At 66.4% G+C, this 16,836-nt stretch carries 20 protein-coding genes; 8 read left to right on the forward strand and 12 right to left on the reverse strand.

Going from position 1 to position 16,836, the window contains the following annotated elements; all coding sequences use genetic code 11:
- The first annotated feature begins 107 nt into the window (after positions 1 to 107).
- Together AC0J5K_RS01555 and AC0J5K_RS01560 are read left to right on the forward strand one after the other, a co-directional pair.
- A complete protein-coding gene (locus AC0J5K_RS01555; RefSeq protein ID WP_074836933.1) occupies positions 108 to 419 on the forward strand; it encodes an ArsR/SmtB family transcription factor in 312 nt (103 codons plus the stop codon).
- A complete protein-coding gene (locus AC0J5K_RS01560) occupies positions 412 to 1,440 on the forward strand; it encodes a permease (protein WP_074837030.1) in 1,029 nt (342 codons plus the stop codon). Before AC0J5K_RS01555 ends, AC0J5K_RS01560 begins: the two co-directional genes overlap by 8 nt.
- A gap of 26 nt (positions 1,441 to 1,466) precedes the next feature.
- On the opposite strand, the gene AC0J5K_RS01565 is transcribed toward AC0J5K_RS01560, so the two are convergent.
- From AC0J5K_RS01565 to AC0J5K_RS01590, 6 genes are all read right to left on the reverse strand, one after another.
- On the reverse strand, positions 1,467 to 2,939 hold the full coding sequence (locus tag AC0J5K_RS01565; RefSeq protein ID WP_074836935.1) for a phospholipase D-like domain-containing protein: 1,473 nt from the start codon (positions 2,937 to 2,939) through the stop codon (positions 1,467 to 1,469).
- 2 nt (positions 2,940 to 2,941) lie between these two features.
- Complete coding sequence (gene murJ / locus AC0J5K_RS01570; protein WP_274565845.1) at positions 2,942 to 4,489, reverse strand: murein biosynthesis integral membrane protein MurJ; 1,548 nt, start codon at positions 4,487 to 4,489, stop codon at positions 2,942 to 2,944.
- A gap of 216 nt (positions 4,490 to 4,705) precedes the next feature.
- Positions 4,706 to 5,821 (reverse strand): site-specific DNA-methyltransferase, encoded by a 1,116-nt coding sequence (locus AC0J5K_RS01575; RefSeq protein WP_048529357.1) that lies wholly within the window; start codon positions 5,819 to 5,821, stop codon positions 4,706 to 4,708.
- Positions 5,822 to 5,910: 89 nt separating this feature from the next.
- A complete protein-coding gene (locus AC0J5K_RS01580; RefSeq protein WP_048529359.1) occupies positions 5,911 to 6,543 on the reverse strand; it encodes a ribonuclease HII in 633 nt (210 codons plus the stop codon).
- A 70-nt stretch (positions 6,544 to 6,613) separates the two neighbouring features.
- Positions 6,614 to 7,753, reverse strand: a complete 1,140-nt coding sequence (locus AC0J5K_RS01585) for a Hint domain-containing protein (RefSeq protein WP_274565844.1) — start codon at positions 7,751 to 7,753, stop codon at positions 6,614 to 6,616.
- Positions 7,754 to 7,943: 190 nt separating this feature from the next.
- Positions 7,944 to 8,426 (reverse strand): hypothetical protein, encoded by a 483-nt coding sequence (locus AC0J5K_RS01590; protein WP_048529363.1) that lies wholly within the window; start codon positions 8,424 to 8,426, stop codon positions 7,944 to 7,946.
- 196 nt (positions 8,427 to 8,622) lie between these two features.
- On the opposite strand from AC0J5K_RS01590, the gene AC0J5K_RS01595 reads away from it, so the two are divergent.
- The 6 genes from AC0J5K_RS01595 to AC0J5K_RS01620 all read left to right on the forward strand — a co-directional run bounded on the left by AC0J5K_RS01595 (position 8,623) and on the right by AC0J5K_RS01620 (position 12,344).
- Positions 8,623 to 8,862: a hypothetical protein gene (locus AC0J5K_RS01595; RefSeq protein WP_274565843.1), complete on the forward strand. Its 240-nt coding sequence runs from the start codon at positions 8,623 to 8,625 to the stop codon at positions 8,860 to 8,862.
- Between the two features lie 61 nt (positions 8,863 to 8,923).
- Complete coding sequence (locus AC0J5K_RS01600; RefSeq protein WP_048529367.1) at positions 8,924 to 9,628, forward strand: histidine kinase; 705 nt, start codon at positions 8,924 to 8,926, stop codon at positions 9,626 to 9,628.
- Positions 9,629 to 9,775: 147 nt separating this feature from the next.
- On the forward strand, positions 9,776 to 10,060 hold the full coding sequence (locus tag AC0J5K_RS01605; protein ID WP_048529369.1) for a DUF2218 domain-containing protein: 285 nt from the start codon (positions 9,776 to 9,778) through the stop codon (positions 10,058 to 10,060).
- A gap of 61 nt (positions 10,061 to 10,121) precedes the next feature.
- Positions 10,122 to 11,423, forward strand: coding sequence for a histidinol dehydrogenase (gene hisD, locus AC0J5K_RS01610; protein ID WP_274565841.1), 1,302 nt, complete (start codon positions 10,122 to 10,124; stop codon positions 11,421 to 11,423).
- Between the two features lie 3 nt (positions 11,424 to 11,426).
- Positions 11,427 to 11,774 (forward strand): arsenate reductase (glutaredoxin), encoded by a 348-nt coding sequence (gene arsC, locus AC0J5K_RS01615; protein WP_473009735.1) that lies wholly within the window; start codon positions 11,427 to 11,429, stop codon positions 11,772 to 11,774.
- Positions 11,775 to 11,840: 66 nt separating this feature from the next.
- Complete coding sequence (locus tag AC0J5K_RS01620; protein WP_048529374.1) at positions 11,841 to 12,344, forward strand: DUF2937 family protein; 504 nt, start codon at positions 11,841 to 11,843, stop codon at positions 12,342 to 12,344.
- Here the strand turns inward: AC0J5K_RS01620 and AC0J5K_RS01625 are convergent.
- From AC0J5K_RS01625 to proS, 6 genes are all read right to left on the reverse strand, one after another.
- Positions 12,341 to 12,709 (reverse strand): hypothetical protein, encoded by a 369-nt coding sequence (locus AC0J5K_RS01625; protein WP_274565840.1) that lies wholly within the window; start codon positions 12,707 to 12,709, stop codon positions 12,341 to 12,343. The two genes, AC0J5K_RS01620 and AC0J5K_RS01625, sit on opposite strands and share 4 nt — an antisense overlap.
- 43 nt (positions 12,710 to 12,752) lie before the next feature.
- Positions 12,753 to 13,337, reverse strand: coding sequence for a GNAT family N-acetyltransferase (locus AC0J5K_RS01630; protein ID WP_274565839.1), 585 nt, complete (start codon positions 13,335 to 13,337; stop codon positions 12,753 to 12,755).
- The gene (locus AC0J5K_RS01635; protein ID WP_473009874.1) at positions 13,334 to 13,726 is read right to left on the reverse strand and encodes an arsenate-mycothiol transferase ArsC; all 393 of its coding nucleotides are present in this window, start codon (positions 13,724 to 13,726) and stop codon (positions 13,334 to 13,336) included. The genes AC0J5K_RS01630 and AC0J5K_RS01635 overlap by 4 nt, the downstream gene beginning before the upstream one ends.
- Before the next feature lie 67 nt (positions 13,727 to 13,793).
- Positions 13,794 to 14,273, reverse strand: coding sequence for a UPF0262 family protein (locus tag AC0J5K_RS01640; protein WP_048529377.1), 480 nt, complete (start codon positions 14,271 to 14,273; stop codon positions 13,794 to 13,796).
- Positions 14,274 to 14,407: 134 nt separating this feature from the next.
- On the reverse strand, positions 14,408 to 15,355 hold the full coding sequence (locus tag AC0J5K_RS01645; RefSeq protein ID WP_048529379.1) for an AEC family transporter: 948 nt from the start codon (positions 15,353 to 15,355) through the stop codon (positions 14,408 to 14,410).
- Between the two features lie 101 nt (positions 15,356 to 15,456).
- Entirely contained in the window at positions 15,457 to 16,797 is a 1,341-nt protein-coding gene (gene proS, locus AC0J5K_RS01650; protein WP_074836952.1) for a proline--tRNA ligase, read from the reverse strand.
- Between the last annotated feature and the right edge of the window lie 39 nt (positions 16,798 to 16,836).

Raw genomic sequence — 16,836 nt, forward strand, 5'->3', positions numbered from 1 at the left:
AATATGAATACTGATTCATGTTTCAAATTCAAGAAAATTCGCGGCTTGGCTTGACCTTCGCCAAAATACCCACAAAACTAGTTATATCGAATCGAAGGGAGTGCAACATGGAGTGGCACGACGCCGCGGCAGGCTTTGCCGCAATGGGATCGGAGGCGCGTTTGCAGGTTCTGCGGGTGCTGATCCGCGCGGGCCAGGCGGGGCTGACGGTGGGCGCGCTTCAGGACCGCACCGGCATGGCACCGTCGACGCTGGCGCATCACCTGAAATTTCTGGCCGGGGCCGGGTTGATCGGGCAGGCGCGCGACGGGCGGACGGTGCTCAACCACGCCGATTTCGATCGGCTGCGCGATCTGGCGGATTTCATCCTCAAGGAATGCTGTGCCGATGTGGCGGGCGCGGCGGCCAACGATGGTTGAGCTGACCCAGAGCCCGCGGCGCGATGCCTGGCGCCATCTGAGGACGCCCTGGACGCTGGTGGCGGTGATCCCGCTGATCGTGGCGCTGCTTGATCCCGGGCAGGCGCTGCCTGTGGTGCGCTTTGCCCTGGCGGCCTTGGCCGGCACGTTGCCCTTCATCCTCGTTGCGGTGCTGATGATCGCCTGTCTGAAAGCCTCGGGCGCCGAAGCGCTGATTGCCCGCGCCTTCGACGGCCGCGAGGGGCGGGCCATCGTCATGGCCGCGCTTTTCGGCGGGCTGGCGCCCTTCTGCTCGTGCGAGGTGATCCCCTTCATCGCCGGGTTGCTGGCGCTCGGCGCGCCACTGGCGGCGGTCATGGCCTTCTGGCTGTCCTCGCCGCTGATCGATCCGCCGACGCTGCTGATCACAGCCGCGGCGCTGGGCTGGCCCTTTGCCATCGGCAAGGCGGTGGCGGCGGTGGCGCTGGGCCTCGCCGGCGGCTTCGCGGTGCGAGCGTTGACCGGGGCGGGGGTCTTTTCCGACGTTCTGCGGCGGCGCCGCACATCGGGTGGTTGCGGTTGCGGGCCCGATCCGCTGGCCGGCCGTCCGGTCTGGCGCTTCTGGACCGAGCGGCCCCGGCGCCGGGTGTTTCGCGACCAGGCGGCCGAGAACCTTATGTTCCTGCTCAAATGGCTGGCGTTTGCCTATATGCTCGAGGCGCTGCTGGTGACCTATGTGCCGGCCGAGGTGATTGGCGGGATCGTCGGCGGCGAAGGGGCGGGGCCGGTGGTGATCGCGGCGCTGGTGGGCATGCCGGCCTATCTCAACGCCTATGTCGCGCCGCCGCTGCTGGCGGGGCTGACCGATCAGGGGATGACCGCAGGCGCGGCGATGGCCTTCATGATCGCCGGTTCGGTCAGTTCGATCCCGGCGATGACGGCGGTCTGGTCGCTGGTGCGCCCGCGGGTGTTTTTCACCTATCTCGGGCTCGGGGTCGCCGGGGCGATCCTGTCGGGGCTGGCCTTCGGCGCCTTGATCTGACAGCGGCCCGGTTGCGCGGCCGCGCCTCAGAACATGTCGTCGGGCAGGATCGGCAGCAGACGCGAAAAGCGGCGAACCTTTTCCAGCGGATAGGGCAGCGCGAAGCCCTGGCGCCGCTCGGGCGGCAAGGCGGCGTTGCGCTCGGCCAGCTTGCGCCAGGTGGCGGCGCGGGTGATGTCGGCCTCGGTTTCGCCCAGCCAGATCCGGGCGAGCGACCGGCGCAGCTCCGTGATGATGCTTTCGGTATCGAAGCGGATCGAGGCCTCGGTGTCCCAACGCAGCGAGCGGCCATTGAGATTGGCGGAGCCGACGATGCCGGTGTGATCGTCGGCCAGCATGACCTTGGAATGCACATAGACCGGCCCGGCGCCGTGAATGGCCGGGCTGTCCTTGGGCGCCGGTCGGGGCTGTGCCGGGGCGATCACGGCGCAGCGCGTGCCATAGGCGCCCTGGAGTTGCTGAAGCGCGCGGGTCTGAAGTGCGTGGGCATGGCGGGCATCCCAGCCGGAATCGCCGTCAAAGAGCACACGTTCCGCAAAGGGCGGAAGGATCATGATCAGGTCGAGCTCCGGTCTTTCGCCGGCATCGATGAGCGCCTTGATCACCGGGCGGTGGCGCAGGAACTGGGTCTCGATGTAAAGACTGTCGCGGGCCGTATCGATCGCGCGCAGCACCGCCTCTTCGGTCTCGCGCACATCGGGGCGGGGGCCAAGCCGGCCGATGCCGGGGCAGGGCGTCGAAAGCGTGCGCAGCAGGTCGAGCCGGCCGTCGTTCTTGCGCGCGGGCACGGCGGGCAGTTTGGTGGCCTTGCGGCCGTCCGGGCTCTTGCCGCAGATCAGCGAACGGTTCCAGCAGTCAGTGAAATGCCGGTGCAGGCTGGTGCAGAAATCGCCCTCGACCTGCATCGAAACGTCATGCCAGGTCTCTTCCGGCGGGCGGTCATGGCCGGGCGTGTCGAACCGGCGTTCGTTGATGTCGAGCCCGCCGACGACCGCCTTGTTGCCGTCGGCGACGATGAATTTCTGGTGGATGGTCACAGGACGCAATTGGGCCAGCCCCTGAAGCGCCGCGCGTTCCACCGGTGTCAGGCTCGCCTTGTCCTCTTCGCGCAGCTCGGCCACCCGCTGGTGCAATGTGCTGCGCATGATCATGCGCCAGAGCCAGCCGGCCGCCTGGCCATGCGGCGCACAGAGCACCTGGACGTCGCCGTCGACGGCGGCGTGAATGCGGTTCGCCGAGGCCCAGGCGAGGCGGTGCAGATCCGGGGTGAAGAACGGATCGAAATCGGCCAGAAGCACCCGCAGCCTGACGCCGCGCGCCGCCGTCTCGGCCAGCAGATCGGCCCAGGTCTCGAGCCCGCGGGCGCGGGCACCCTCGCCTCGAAGCCGGGTCTCCGGATCAAAGATCCGAAACGACATGCAGAGCGTCTCCTGCGCCTCTTCCGCCAGCTGTTCCATCGCCGGAAACCCTTGGGAGGCGGTGATCAGCGGGCGTAACATGGTCAGGCTCTCCTGCGGCGCAAGGCGCCGGTGACGTCTCGGTAGGTGAAGGCGCCCAAGAGCTGTCCGAAGGCGAAGTAGCTCAGGCTGCCCAGCATGATGAGTGCCGCAAGGGCGGGGTAGCGGATATAGTCCATCGTCAGGTAGCGCCCCAGTGCCGCATTCAAGCCCCAGAGCAACAGCCCCATGGCAAGTGACGCGAGGACAATGCGCCAGATGCGGCGGCGGAAGCGGGCATCAAAGCGCACCGTTTCGCCGAACCTGCGGCTGCCCAGCGCCAGCATCGCCACCATCGCCCAGCCGGCGACCGATGTTGCCACCGCCGGCGCGAGCCAGCCGATCACGAAGGACAGCCCGATCGCCACCACGGCGTTGATCACCATCGACCAGACGGCATAGCGGAACGGGCTCCTGGTGTCCTCGCGGGCGAAAAAGATCGGTTGCAGCAGCTTTTGCAGGATAAAGGCCGGCAGCCCCAACGCATAGATCGCCACCGCCACGGCAATCGCCGCGCTGTCGTCCGGGCCGGTGGCGCCGCGTTCGAACAGCACCGAGACCAGCGGCAGCGGAATCACCACCAGCGCCACGGCGCAGGGCAGCGAGATGATGAAGGCAAATTCGCTGGCCCGTGACAGCGCATCGCGGGCACCGGCGCCATCGCCGGATTTCAGCCGCCGGGACAGGTCGGGCAGGAGGACGATGCCGGCGGCGATGCCGACCACGCCGAGCGGAAGCTGATAGAGCCGGTCGGCGGCGTAAAGCCAGCCCACCGCATTCTCGAAGTTCGAGGCAACCTGCTGGCCGACCAGCAGGTTGACCTGCATCACCCCGCCCGCCAGCGCCGCCGGAAGCGCCACCACGGCAAGGTGTTTCATGTCGGGGGTGAGGCGGGGCCAGCGCCAGTCGAGCCGATAGCCGGCCTGACGCACCGCCCACCAGACCAGCGCCAACTGGGCAATGCCAGAAAACGGGATCGTCCAGATCAGCACCTCGGCGACCGGCCCGCCCAGCAAAGCCGCGAGGCCCATGGCCAGGATCACGAAGAGATTGAGCAAAGAGGGCGCGGCGGCGGCGGCGGCGAAATGGCCCGCGGCATTGAGCATGCCGGAAAACAGCGCCGCCAGCGAGATGAAGAGCACATAGGGAAAGACCACCCGGCCAAAGCTTACCGTGAGGTCGAAGCGCTCGGTGCCGGCAAAGCCCTCGGCGGTGGCCCAGACCAGCGCCGGCATGAAGACCAGCGACAGGCCGGTCAGGCAGAGCAGAACGAAGGCCAGCCCCGAAGCCGCCTCGGAGGCGAACCCTTCGGGGTCTTCCGCCGCCTCGACCCGCTTGGAAAACATCGGCACGAAGGCAGCGTTGAAGGCGCCCTCGGCAAAGAACCGGCGGAACATGTTGGGCAGCCGGAAGGCGGCGACAAAGGCGTCCATGACCGGGCCGGGACCGATCAGCCCGAGAATCATCACCTCGCGGATGACCCCCAGAACGCGGCTCAGCAAGGTCCATATCCCGACGGTGAAGATGCCGGAGATCAGGCGGATCGGTTTCATGATGGGCTCGGGCCTCGTGGCTGGGCTGACGGGACAGGGCGGAAAGGGGCTGGCTCCGGCTTATCCGATTGGCCAACGCGGCGGAAGGGGGCGGGTTCCTGTGGCAATGAGCGCCGGTCGGCAAGCACGAAAAAACCCCGCCGGTGACGGCGGGGCCAGGTGGATGCCGTCACGAGGACAGGCACCGGCGGTATCTTGGTCTTCTGGAGGGAAACCTCAGTTCGGGCGGTGGCCCATTTCGGCGCGAATCTGCTGCCGGAACACGTCGATCGGCACCGATTTGCCATCGCGCTTGATGTGCCAGTAGGTCCAGCCATTGCACGAGGGCGCGCCTTCCAGCGCCGCGCCGACCTGGTGGATCGAGCCACGGACATCGCCGCCCACCAGCGTGCCATCGGCACGCACCTTGGCCTTGTGACGCTTGTTCATCGAATAGAGCTCTTCGCCCGGGCGCAGCATGCCGCGCTCGACCAGCTGGCCGAAAGGCACGCGCGGCGCGGCGCGTTTCGAGGCGGTGACCTCCAGCGCCTCGCGTTCGAACCGGCGGACCTTGGCCAGCCGGGCCTCGGCAACCTTGCGATAGGCCTCCTCGCGCTCGATGCCGATGAAGTCGCGGCCCAGCATCTTGGCCACCGCGCCGGTGGTGCCGGTGCCAAAGAACGGGTCGAGCACCACGTCGCCCGGGTTGGTCGAGCCGACCAGAACCCGGTGCAGCAGCGACTGCGGCTTCTGCGTCGGATGGGCCTTTTCGCCGCTCTCGTCCTTGAGCCGCTCACCGCCATTGCAGATCGGCAGCACCCAGTCCGAACGCATCTGGATGCCTTCGTTCAACGATTTCAGCGCCTCGTAGTTGAAGGTGTACTTTGCGCCCTCTTCCTTGGACGCCCAGATCATCGTCTCATGGGCGTTGGTGAAGCGCTTGCCGCGGAAATTCGGCATCGGGTTGGATTTGCGCCAGACCACGTCGTTGAGAATCCAGAAACCCGCGTTCTGCATCGCCGCGCCGACGCGGAAGATGTTGTGATAGGAGCCGATCACCCAGATCGCCCCGTTGGGTTTGAGCAGGCGCCGCGCGGCGGAAAGCCATTCCTGGGTGAACCGATCATAGGCGGCGAAGGACGCAAACTGATCCCAGTGGTCGTCGACCGCGTCGACGCGGGAATTGTCGGGCCGGTGCAGCTCGCCCTTGAGTTGCAGGTTATAGGGGGGATCCGCAAAGATCAGATCGACAGAATTCTCGGGCAGGCTCCGCATCACCTCGATGCAGTCGCCAGCAAGAATCGTGTTGAGTGGGAGCGTAACCGCCCCCTTTGCCTTGGTTTTTGTCTTCATTTTCTGCCTCTGTCCCCGGTGCGTTATCGCACTCGTTGGTTGCCGACAGGATGAGTCAAAGCTGATTCGCGGTCAATTTCTTTTTTGAATCAAGGGGTTGGGTTTTTCGCTTGATACAAGATATTGTGGACCGGTTTGAAGGAACGTCTATGGTGTGGGGTCACACCAAGGCTTGTCAGAGCGGCCTTGTGCGATTTCGTCGGATAACCCGCATTGGTTTCCCAACCGTATCCCGGAAAGTGTTGCGCCAAATCCCGCATGACATAATCCCGCCTGATTTTCGCCACAATTGAGGCCGCCGCGATCGACACCGAGCGGCTGTCGCCCTTGACCACCGCGCGCGCCGGGAGCGTCAGCCCGCGGGGCAGGAGATTGCCGTCGATCAGCAGGAAATCCGGCGGCTCCGGCAGCGCCGCCACGGCGCGCAGCATGGCGATGTGACTGGCGCGCAAGATGTTGTGGCTGTCGATCTCGGCGACGCTGGCGGTGCCCAGTCCGATCTGCGCGCAGCCTTCCAGCTCGGTCACCAGCGCGCTGCGCCTTGTTTCGCACAACACCTTGGAATCATTGAGACCCAGCGGCACACGCACCGGATCGAGCATGACCGCTGCGGCCATCACCGGCCCGGCCAGAGGCCCGCGGCCGACCTCGTCCACCCCGGCGATTCGCAGGAAGCCCTCGGCGCGGGCGGCGTTTTCGAAACTCATGTCAGGCTGTGTCATGGTCTTCCACTGGCGCGGAATCCGTCGGGGCGCAAGTGCCAGAAGGGCCGCGGCCCGATTCTGGCCGAACTCAGCCGCGCCGGCGGGTGGTTTCGGCCACCCGCGGCTCGCGCAGAAGGTCGCGATCCCAGTCGGCCAGGGTGGCGCCGCGGGCCTTGCGCCCCGCTGTCCACTCCGAAACAAGGCAACGCGTGCGCCGGACCGTCAGGCAGTCGCGCGCTGGCGGGCCGTTCAGCACCGGGCCGACTGCGCCGGCAAAGGCCTGCACGACCGCCCGCCGCTCCTGCGGGGCGAGCGTGGCCAGCACCATCGGCCCGAGCAGCACCGATTCGGAGAGGCAGCCATTGGCGGTGACGATGCCGTGCCGGGCGCAGGCGAAATGATGCCAGCGGATCCGGCGTTTGCCGCACATCGGGCGGATGCCGGGCAGCCCGGTGAGCGCCTTGGCCGGGGCCAGCGCCTCGCGGATCGGCAGGCCGGCCAGTTGCCTGCGCCCGCCGACCAGCAGGCGGTGCTGCGGCGATACGGTGAGATCCTGCGCCGGCCGGTCGGGACCAAGCGCGCCGGCGGCGATCAGCACCGGTGTGGAATCCTCTGCCGGGTGCGCCAGCGCCCGATCCTCGCTATGGCACCAGAGGATACGCGCCGGCCCGTGATCCAGCGTGCTGACCAGGTCGCCCACCGCAAGCTCTTCGATGCGGCGGCGGCCCCGGGGCGTGTCGATCCGCGTGCCTTCGGCATAACAGACGGTCTGCGCATAGGTGGCGCTGCCGATGAGGTTGCCGCCGGTCGGGCGATAATATCCGCCGGGCTCCAGCGGCACGTCGGACTGGAATGCCCAGACGTCCTGATCGATCCCGTTCTGCGAAAACACGGTGAGCGTGAAGGGATCGCCGATCGGGGTGCCGCTGGCGTCATATTGCTGCATGGTGATCAGCGATTCCGCCGCGACACCGGTGCCGCTGGCGATCAGGGTACCACCATCGATGATCGTGTGTTTTGAGGTCTGGTCATCCTCGAGCACGGTGGTATCGCGGCTGACATCTTCGAGCGTCACGGTCTCGGGCGTGCCGCCGGCAAAGACAAAGACCGTTCCGCGAGGGATATCCGAGAGGTTGAGGATTGCACTGCCGACCGGCAGCGAGGTGCCCGCACTGGTGACAACGGTCATCAGATTGGCGTCATAGACCTCGAGTGCCTGTGTGACCATCGGTTCGCCCTGTGTCCTACCGTCCTTGCAGGTGCAGGCATGACAGGAATTGGTTGCGGAAAGGTTGCCGCCGGCGCAGCCGGTGCCGGAAACGGACCGGGGCGCCCCCTAAGGAGCGCCCCGGCGCGGTGCAGGTCGCAGGGGCTTTGTCCTGCACCTTGGCCCGATCGCGTGCGACCATGACCGGGCTTTATCGACGTCCGGCGACCCGGTATCCGCGGTTGCGGAGACAGCGCGGGTGATAGCCCACGCGGGTGACCTTGTGGCCGTTGCGCCAGACCCGCACCTGCATCCGGCAGGCGCGCGGCAGCCAGTCGGCCTGGCTGTAATTGCGTTGCAGGCAGCGGTTGCCGAACATGCGGACCGGGCCCTGGTGGGTTCGGATGCGCCTCAGGCAATAGCCGGGCAGCGGCGCGCGGCCCCGTTTGAAGCCACGGTCCTTGTCGCCGCGATGCGAGTACCCGCGGTTGGTGTAGCCCCGGTCAGTGTCGCGATTGTCACGATAGACATTGGCGCTTCCGCCTCTGGAGAACTCGTTGAGCAGCAGGATCGTCCCGGCGCCGGCAATGAACCGGTTGAGGTTGTGCCTGTGGTCGGCAGCGGCGGGGGCGGCGGACAGGCTGGTCAGGGCCAGGGCGGCGGCCACCAGGCTGGGTATGACTTTACGCGACATCGGAATTTCCTTTCTACGGCACCTCTTCGTTTCATCAGGGTCCGCATCGGGGGATGACCGGCATCGGACCAGCGATGATAAAAGCTTGGGGTCGAGCCGGCCAGAGAGGCAATAACAGGGGGCTGTTATCGGATAACGCCCCGTGAAAACCCCTGTTGTTATTGAAAAACACCGCCAAAGCGCGCAGCTTGGAGAGATGAGGAAAACCCTTGCTTCTATCGCCCTTGCGGCCACTGTCGGCCTGACGCCCGCCTGGGCCGGCGCCGCCTGCCTGGCCGAGTACAAGGCCAAGCGCGACAACCCGCTCGAGCTGGTCTATGACATCACCCCGATCCGCGGCGCCTGCACGCGAGAGAACGCCGAGGCGCAATTGCAGGCCCAACTCGCCGAACAGGGGCGGACGCTGCTCAAGGTGCTCTCGGTGCGGCAGGAGTGAGGCCGGTTGACGCCGGGCGCGGCTTCATGCGTCATGTCGCGGCCAGGATCCGGAGACAGATTTGATCGAGACCGACACCACCGCCGCAGAGCTGCGCCGTTCGGGAAGCCGGCTGGTGCAATGGGGCATCGGCGCCGTGGTGGCGATTCTGGCGCTGGCGGCGGTTTTCCTGTTCATGACCCTGCCGGATGCCAATGCCTTCAACGCCCGGGTCGAGCGCATCTTTGTCGAGAACGACGCGCTGACCAGCGCGGCCGAGATCAAGCTGCTGGAGATCCTCGCGCTGTCCGGCACCGCTTTTTCCGAAACTCTGACGTCGTATCGCATGGTGATCTTTGTGCTGCTGGTCTTTGCCGCCAGCCTGTTGATCGCCACCCTGGTGTTTCTGGTGATGCTGGTCACGCTCAACCGGCGCATGGCGCAGATCGAGCATTCCGGCATCCAGGTCTCATCGCTGCTGATCAGCCGCGATGAAAAGACCGTCTATCTCAACAACATGGGCTTCCGGCTGACCGATGCCGCGATCGAGACGCTGTGCGTTCTGGCCGAGGCGCGGATGGATGAAGAGGTGCTGACCGGAGCGCAGATCGAGGCGATGATTTCCGGCCGCTCGGAGGCCGATTGCGAAGAGGCGGCCGGTGCCACGCGAATCAAGCGCCTGCGTGACGGGCTGGGCAATCAGCTGGTCAGCGCGCTGCTGGTCAAGAACATCGCCCGGCGCGGCTATGTGCTGTCGGTGGGCAAGGAAGTAATCCGGGTGCTGTGAGGCGGAGGACCGGGAATAATCTGACCCGGTTCCGGGGCCGCCTGAGACAAACCGCGAGGCCCCGGCGCGCGGGCCGCGGCGGGGATGGCTTGAAACCTGCGGGTCGCCACGCTACATGATCCTTATTGAAATTGTCAGGATATGCCCATGCCCCAGACCGGCACCTTTGAGACCCCCAATGCCTCGAAATACCTCCAGCAGCTCTGCAAGCACTTTGCCCACAAGGTGCCGGCCAGCTTCGACACCACTCGCGGCGCGATCGAATTTCCCTTTGGCGAGGTGCGCCTGAGTGCCGACGACGCCGAGCTGCGCATCGAGATTCCCGGCTCTGACGAGGATACCCGCGAACGCGGCCGCAACGTGATCGACCGCCATCTCGAACGCTTTGCCTTCCGCGAGGCGTTCACCCACATGAACTGGCAGCCGGTCTGACCCCGGCTTGAGCCTTTCCCCCCGGCGGTCTATGTCTCGCGGGAGCCATCAGGAGCCCGCCATGCCCGTCTTTCTGTCGACCTCAGCGCCCGATTTCGAGGCCAAGTTCCGCGCCCTGCTGAGCGCCAAGCGTGAAGACAGCCCCGATGTCGACGATACCGTCGCCAGGATCATCGCCGACGTCCGGCGCCGGGGCGACCGGGCGGTGGTCGAGCTGACCGAGCGCTTTGACCGGCTGACGCTCGACCCCGCGGGCATGGCCTTTACCGCAGAGGAGATCGCGGCGCAGTGCGCCAAGGTGCCCGACGCCGAGCGTCAGGCGCTGGAAACCGCCGCCGAGCGGATCCGCGCCTATCACGTGCGCCAATTGCCCGACGATCAGCAATGGACCGATCCCGAGGGCGCCACGCTCGGCTGGCGCTGGACCGCCGTCTCGGCGGCGGGCCTCTATGTGCCCGGCGGGCTGGCCTCTTATCCCTCTTCGGTGCTGATGAACGCGATCCCGGCCAAGGTCGCCGGTGTCGACCGGCTGGCGATCACCGTGCCGACGCCGGATGGCGTGGTGAACCCGCTGGTTCTGCTGGCCGCGCGGATCGCCGGGGTCGACGAGGTCTATCGCATCGGCGGTGCCCAGGCGATTGCCGCGCTGGCCTATGGCACCGAGACCATTGCCCCGGTCGACAAGATCACCGGCCCCGGCAATGCCTTTGTCGCTGCCGCCAAGCGCCGGGTCTTCGGCAAGGTGGGCATCGACATGATCGCCGGCCCCTCCGAGATTCTGGTGATCGCCGACCGCGACAACGACCCCGACTGGATCGCGCTCGACCTGATGAGCCAGGCCGAGCACGACGAGAGCGCGCAATCGCTGCTGATCACCGATGACGCGGAGTTCGGCCGTGCGGTGGCCGAGGCAGTGGAAAAACGCCTCGAAACGCTGGAGCGCCGCGCCATTGCCGGCGCCAGCTGGCGCGACTTCGGCGCCGTGATCACCGTTGCCGACCTCGACGAAGCCGCCGAGCTGTCGGACCGCATCGCGCCTGAACACCTCGAGCTTTGCGTCGCCGACCCGGAGGCGCTGAGCGGGAAAATCCGCCACGCCGGCGCGATCTTTCTCGGCCAGTGGACGCCCGAGGCGATCGGCGATTACGTCGGCGGCCCGAACCACGTGCTGCCCACCGCCCGTTCGGCGCGGTTTTCCTCAGGGCTATCGGTGCTCGATTTCATGAAGCGCACCACCCTGTCAAAGATGTCGCCCGACGCCCTGCGCGCCTTTGGCCCGGCGGCCGAGGTGCTGGCGAAATCCGAGAGCCTTGAGGCGCATGGTCTCTCGGTCACCGCGCGGCTGCGCAAGCTGAACGGATAAGCCATGGCGATTGTCATCTTTCACAATCCCAATTGCTCCAAGTCCCGCGCCACGCTTGATCTGATCCGCGCCGCCGGACAGGAGCCGACCGTGGTGCGCTACCTCGGGACCGGCTGGACCCGGCCGCAGCTTCAGGCGCTGTTCGCAGTGGCCGATCTGCGCCCGCGTGACGCCCTGCGCAGCGCTCGCGGCCCGGCCCGGGAGCTGGGCCTGCTCGATGAGGGCACCAGCGACGAGACGATCCTCGACGCCATGGTGGCCCATCCCGAGCTGGTCGAACGGCCGCTGGTGTGCAGCCCGAAAGGCGTGCGCCTCTGCCGTCCGCCCGAGCGGGTGCGCGACCTGCTGTAAGCCGGGCTTGATCGGGCGCGATGGCGCGCCTTATGGTTGGGCCGAGCAGAACCGACAGGACAGGCCATGTTTGCAAAAGCCCTGAGTCTCGCGGGGGGGATCGCCGGCGCGGTGGGCCTGTCGCAATTCCCCGAATTCTCGCAGCAATATGCCCAGCGGCTGGGCGGCGCGGTGGACGAATTGGCGCGCGTGGTGGAAGACTTCGATGCGGATGCTTCCGACGTCGGGCTGAACCGCGACGAGGCGCTGTCGCAGCTCTCGCGCGGCGGATCGCTGGCACGGGCGCGGGCCGCGACAATGGCGGCGACCATTGCGCGGCATCAGAAGCTTTCGGCGGATCTGGCTGCGCTCGAGGGCGCCGGGCCCTTCACCCGCGCCTATTTCGCCACGCGGATGACCGACAGCGGCATCGCCGAACGCGCCTGGCAGGCGTACAAACCGGCGGTGCCCACCACCTTCGAGGGCGTCACCTTTGCCGGTGTCGGCTATCTGACCGGGCTTCTGCTGGTCGGTGCGGCGCTGTCGGTGCTGCGGCGGCTGTTCCGCCGCCGGCGCCTGGTCACGACCTAAAGCTCGATCTCGGTGTCGCCGGTCACCGGCGCGTCAAGCATCTCTTGCGGGGTCTTGCGGCGGATGATGATGTCGCCGTTGGGCAGAATCTCGGGCGGGTGATAGGCGCTCCAGTCCTCGACCTCGGCCATCAGATCCCGCAGCGCCGGGCCCATTTCGCGGACAAAGCTGCGCAGGTTGGGCTCGATCTCGCGGGCGAAGCCCTCGAGCTCGCGCAGCGTCGGTTCCATTTCGTCCATCAGCCCGCGAAAGAACAGCTTGGCGCCTTCTTCCATCAGGTTGTAATTGTCCTCCGACTCCTCCTGCGCGGCGGCCGGCAGGGCGAGACAGGTGGCAAGCATGGTGGCGGTGGCGATCTGTTTCATGATGCGGCTTTCATCGCTGCAAATGTCGTATGACATATAGGGCTCAGAGCGCGCGCATCCAGACCTGCAAGGGTTTTTCGGTGGCCTCGGGCCGATCGATATCCTGCCATTCCAGCCAGGCCTCGGCCCCCGCCACGGGCGCATAACCACGCTTGCGCCAGAAGCCGTCGAGCGGGCGATACCCCGCCGGCCGCAGGGGGTGATCGTCGGGCCGGCGCACGGCGCAGAACAGCGCGTGGTCAAAGCCCTGTGCCCGGGCAAAGCGCTCGCGCCGGTCAAAAAAGGCATGGCCGATGCCGCGGCCGCGATACGCGGGCAGCAATACGCTCTCGGCGCAATAGAAGATGCGCGCCAGGGGCACCGGCAGGGCGGCGGCCACCGCCCGGAATTCCTCGGCGTGGTCCTCCAGCGGCGTGCCGGTGGCGGCGCCGATCAGCCGCGTGCCGTCAAAGGCGCCGACAAGGATCGCGCGGTCCGAGTTGCGGTAACTCTCGAGATAAGCGGCCTCGTAGGCCGGATCGCCGTCATAGAGATAGGGCCAGTCGCGAAACACGGCGATGCGCAGCCGGGCCACATCGTCGAGCGCCGCATCCAACGCCGCGCCGGTCAGTACCCGCAGCTGCGTCATGCTCTGACCGAGCCCCAATCGGCCTTGAGCTGGTTGACGATCTGATCGCGGGTCTGGCGATAGGCGGCGAGCTTGGCTTCGCGTGTGTCGCCCTGGGCGGTCGGGTCCATGATCGGCCAGTAATCCACCGTCAGATGGAAAAACCGGGTCAGCTCCAGCGCCCGGTGCTGGCTGGCGGGCGAGAGCGCGACCACCAGATCGAAAGAGGACAGCGCCTCGCCCATCTGCTCCAGCTCGTCAAAGCTGCGCGAGCGGTGGCGGTCGAGTTCCACCCCGATTTCCTGGCAGACGGCGATGGCAAATCCGTCGATCTCCAGATCGTTGCGCACGCCGACCGACTGCACATAGGTCTGGAGCCCGTAGAATTTCTTCATGATGCCCTCGGCCATCGGTGAGCGGACGGCGTTGTGATCGCAGCAGAAGAGGATGGATTGCGGCAGCGGGCGCGTCACCAGGTCAGGCCCCGAAGTGCAGGACACAGATCAGCGTGAACAGCCGGCGCGCGGTGTCATTGTCGAGCTCGGCCTTGCCCTCGAGCCTTTCCTGAAGGATGCGCGCGCCTTCGTTGTGGATGCCCCGGCGGGCCATGTCGATGGTTTCGATTTGGCTGGCGGGCAGCTTCTTGACCGCATCGAAGTAGCTTTTGCAGATGTGGAAGTAATCCTTGACCACCTGCCGGAAAGGGCTGAGCGACAGGTGAAATTCTGCCGCCTTCTGATGATCCTCGGTGTTCAGGTCGAAGACCAGCCGCTTGTCGCGGATGCAGAGCGTCAGCCGGTAGGGCCCGGGCGGGACCGCCGCGCCCTCGCGGGCGGGCAGGGCAAAGGAGTTCTGCTCCATCAGATCGAAGAGCGCCACCTTGCGTTCCTGTTCGACCTCCGGGGTGGGGGGCGGCAGGTTGGCGTCGTCCAGGTCAATCGCGATGATACGGCTCATGAGACTTGGCCTTGGCTGGGAAGGGTATCAGAGGCGTAGCGGATCGGCGGGGGCGGGGCAATGCGGTGGGTCGACACCGGGGTCCGTGGTGTTGCAGGCGGGGTGCAGTGCGGCCCGGCGCCGTTCCTCGCGCATCAGGGCAGCGCGATGGCCAGCATCGCGCTGATGGTGAGAAATGACAGGGCGGTCATCACCAGCATCGCCAGGGAGGCATTGCGGTCGTCACCATACCGTTGTGCCAGGATCGGATAGATGGCCATCGCCGGCGTTGCGGCCAAGATCACCGCAGCCGATGCCAGCAGAGGATCGCTCACGCGCTGACCCAGTGCCGCCATGAGGAGCAGGCCCAGGGCCACCGCCGCCGGATGGCCGAGCAACTTGCCCGCCACGACGTGAAACACCGATGCCCTCGCCGTGCGCAGGCGCAGCGCGGCCACCGAACCGCCGATCACCGCCAGCGAGACCGCGGCACTGGCGGAGGCGAGGATGTCGATCGGGCGATCGATCAGCACCGGCAGGGTGATGCCCGATGCCGAGATCGCCAACCCCAGCACCAGGGCAATGAGGATGGGATTGCGCGCCAGCCTTGCGGCGATCTTCCGCACCAGTCTGCCGCCCGTCAGATCACCGCCCGCCGCCCGTTCGGCCATCACAAGGACAAGCGGGATCATGACAAGGTTTTCGACGATCATGTTCAGGGCAAGCGCCGTCGCCGCCACCTCTGGCAGCGCCATCAGAAGGATGGGATAGCCGATGAAGCCGCTGTTGGCGCAGGACATCCCCATCGCGGCGAAGGTGCTTTGCCGCACCGTTCCACCGGTGACGCGCCGCGTCCAGAGATAGCCCAGCGCAAACACCGCCAGCGAACCGAACAACACCGCGCCGAGGTAGCCCAGGTTGGCGATCTCGCCCAAGGGGCGGGTCGAGACAGCGCGCAGGATCAGCGCGGGCAAGGCGAGGTTGATCACGAACTTGCCCAGCGCGTCCATATCGGTCGAGGTGAAAACGCCAAGCCGGACCGACAGAAACCCGATGCCGATCAGCACGAAGATCACGCCGGTAATGGCCAAGATATCAAGCATAGGGGCCTCTACCCTGCAAGCTGCGCAGCGGTCGCGTCAGTGGTCGGAAGGTCTCAGGAACCGCGAGGCGCCGGGATGCGGCGCCTCACTGTTCGTCGTGCTCAGACGGCGCCGGCGTAAATCGCCGCGATGCGCTTGACCGCCTCTTCGGGGGGCAGGTCCTCGCTTTCGCCGGTGCGGCGCGAGGTCAGTTCCACCACGCCGTTCTTGAGCCCGCGCGGTCCGACGGTGATCCGCCAGGGCAGGCCGATCAGGTCCATCGTGGCGAATTTCGCCCCGGCGCGTTCCTTGCGGTCGTCGTAGAGCGGGTCGAGACCCAGCGCCTTGAGCGAGGCGTAAAGCGCCTCGCAGGCGGCGTCGGCCTCACCGTCGCCCTGCTTGAGGTTGACGATGCCGCAGTGGAACGGCGTCACGCCCTCGGGCCAGATGATGCCCTTGTCGTCGTGGCTGGCCTCGATGATCGCGCCCAGGAGGCGCGAGACGCCGATGCCGTGGCTGCCCATGTGCACCGGCACCTTGGTGCCGGCGTCATCGGTGACGGTCGCGCCCATGGCATCGGAATACTTGGTGCCGAAATAGAAGATCTGGCCGACCTCGATGCCGCGCGCGGTGCGGCGGCGCGCTTCGGGCACCTGGTTGAAAAGCGCCTCGTCATGGGTCTCGTCGGTGCGGGCATAGCGCGAGGTGAACTCCTCGAGCACCGCCTGACAGGCGGCGTGATCGTCGAAATCGATCTCGCGGTCACCGAATTTCAGATCGGTGATCTCGCTGTCGTAAAACACCTCCGACTCGCCAGTCTCGGCCAGCACCAGGAATTCATGGGTGTCGTCGCCACCGATCGGACCGGAGTCGGCGCGCATCGGGATGGCTTGCAGGCCCATGCGTTCATAGGTGCGCAGATAGCTCACCAGGTGGCGGTTGTAGGCATGCAGCGCGTCTTCCTTGGTGAGGTCGAAGTTGTAGCCGTCTTTCATCAGGAACTCGCGGCCGCGCATCACGCCGAACCGCGGGCGGATCTCGTCACGGAACTTCCATTGGATCTGATAGAGCGTCAGCGGCAGATCCTTGTAGCTGCCGACATGGGCGCGGAAGATGTCGGTGATCAGCTCTTCGGCGGTGGGGGTAAAGAGAATGTCGCGGTCGTGCCGGTCGCGGATGCGCAGCATCTCTTCGCCGTAATCGTCATAACGCCCGCTTTCACGCCAGAGCTCGGCCGACTGGATCGTCGGCATCAGCATGGCGATATGGCCGGCGCGGGCCTGTTCCTCGTGGATGATCTGCTCGATCTTGCGCAGCACCTTGAAGCCCAGCGGCAGCCAGGAATAAATCCCGGCGCTGGCCTGCTTGATCATGCCGGCCCGCAGCATCAGCCGGTGGCTGACGATCTGCGCCTCGGCGGGGTTTTCCTTGAGGACGGGAAGAAAGTAGCGGGAGAGACGCATCGCGTGACCTTTGGCAATCCGGGGTTGGCAGCGGTTTTG

The organism is Marinovum sp. E3 (assembly GCF_055755275.1).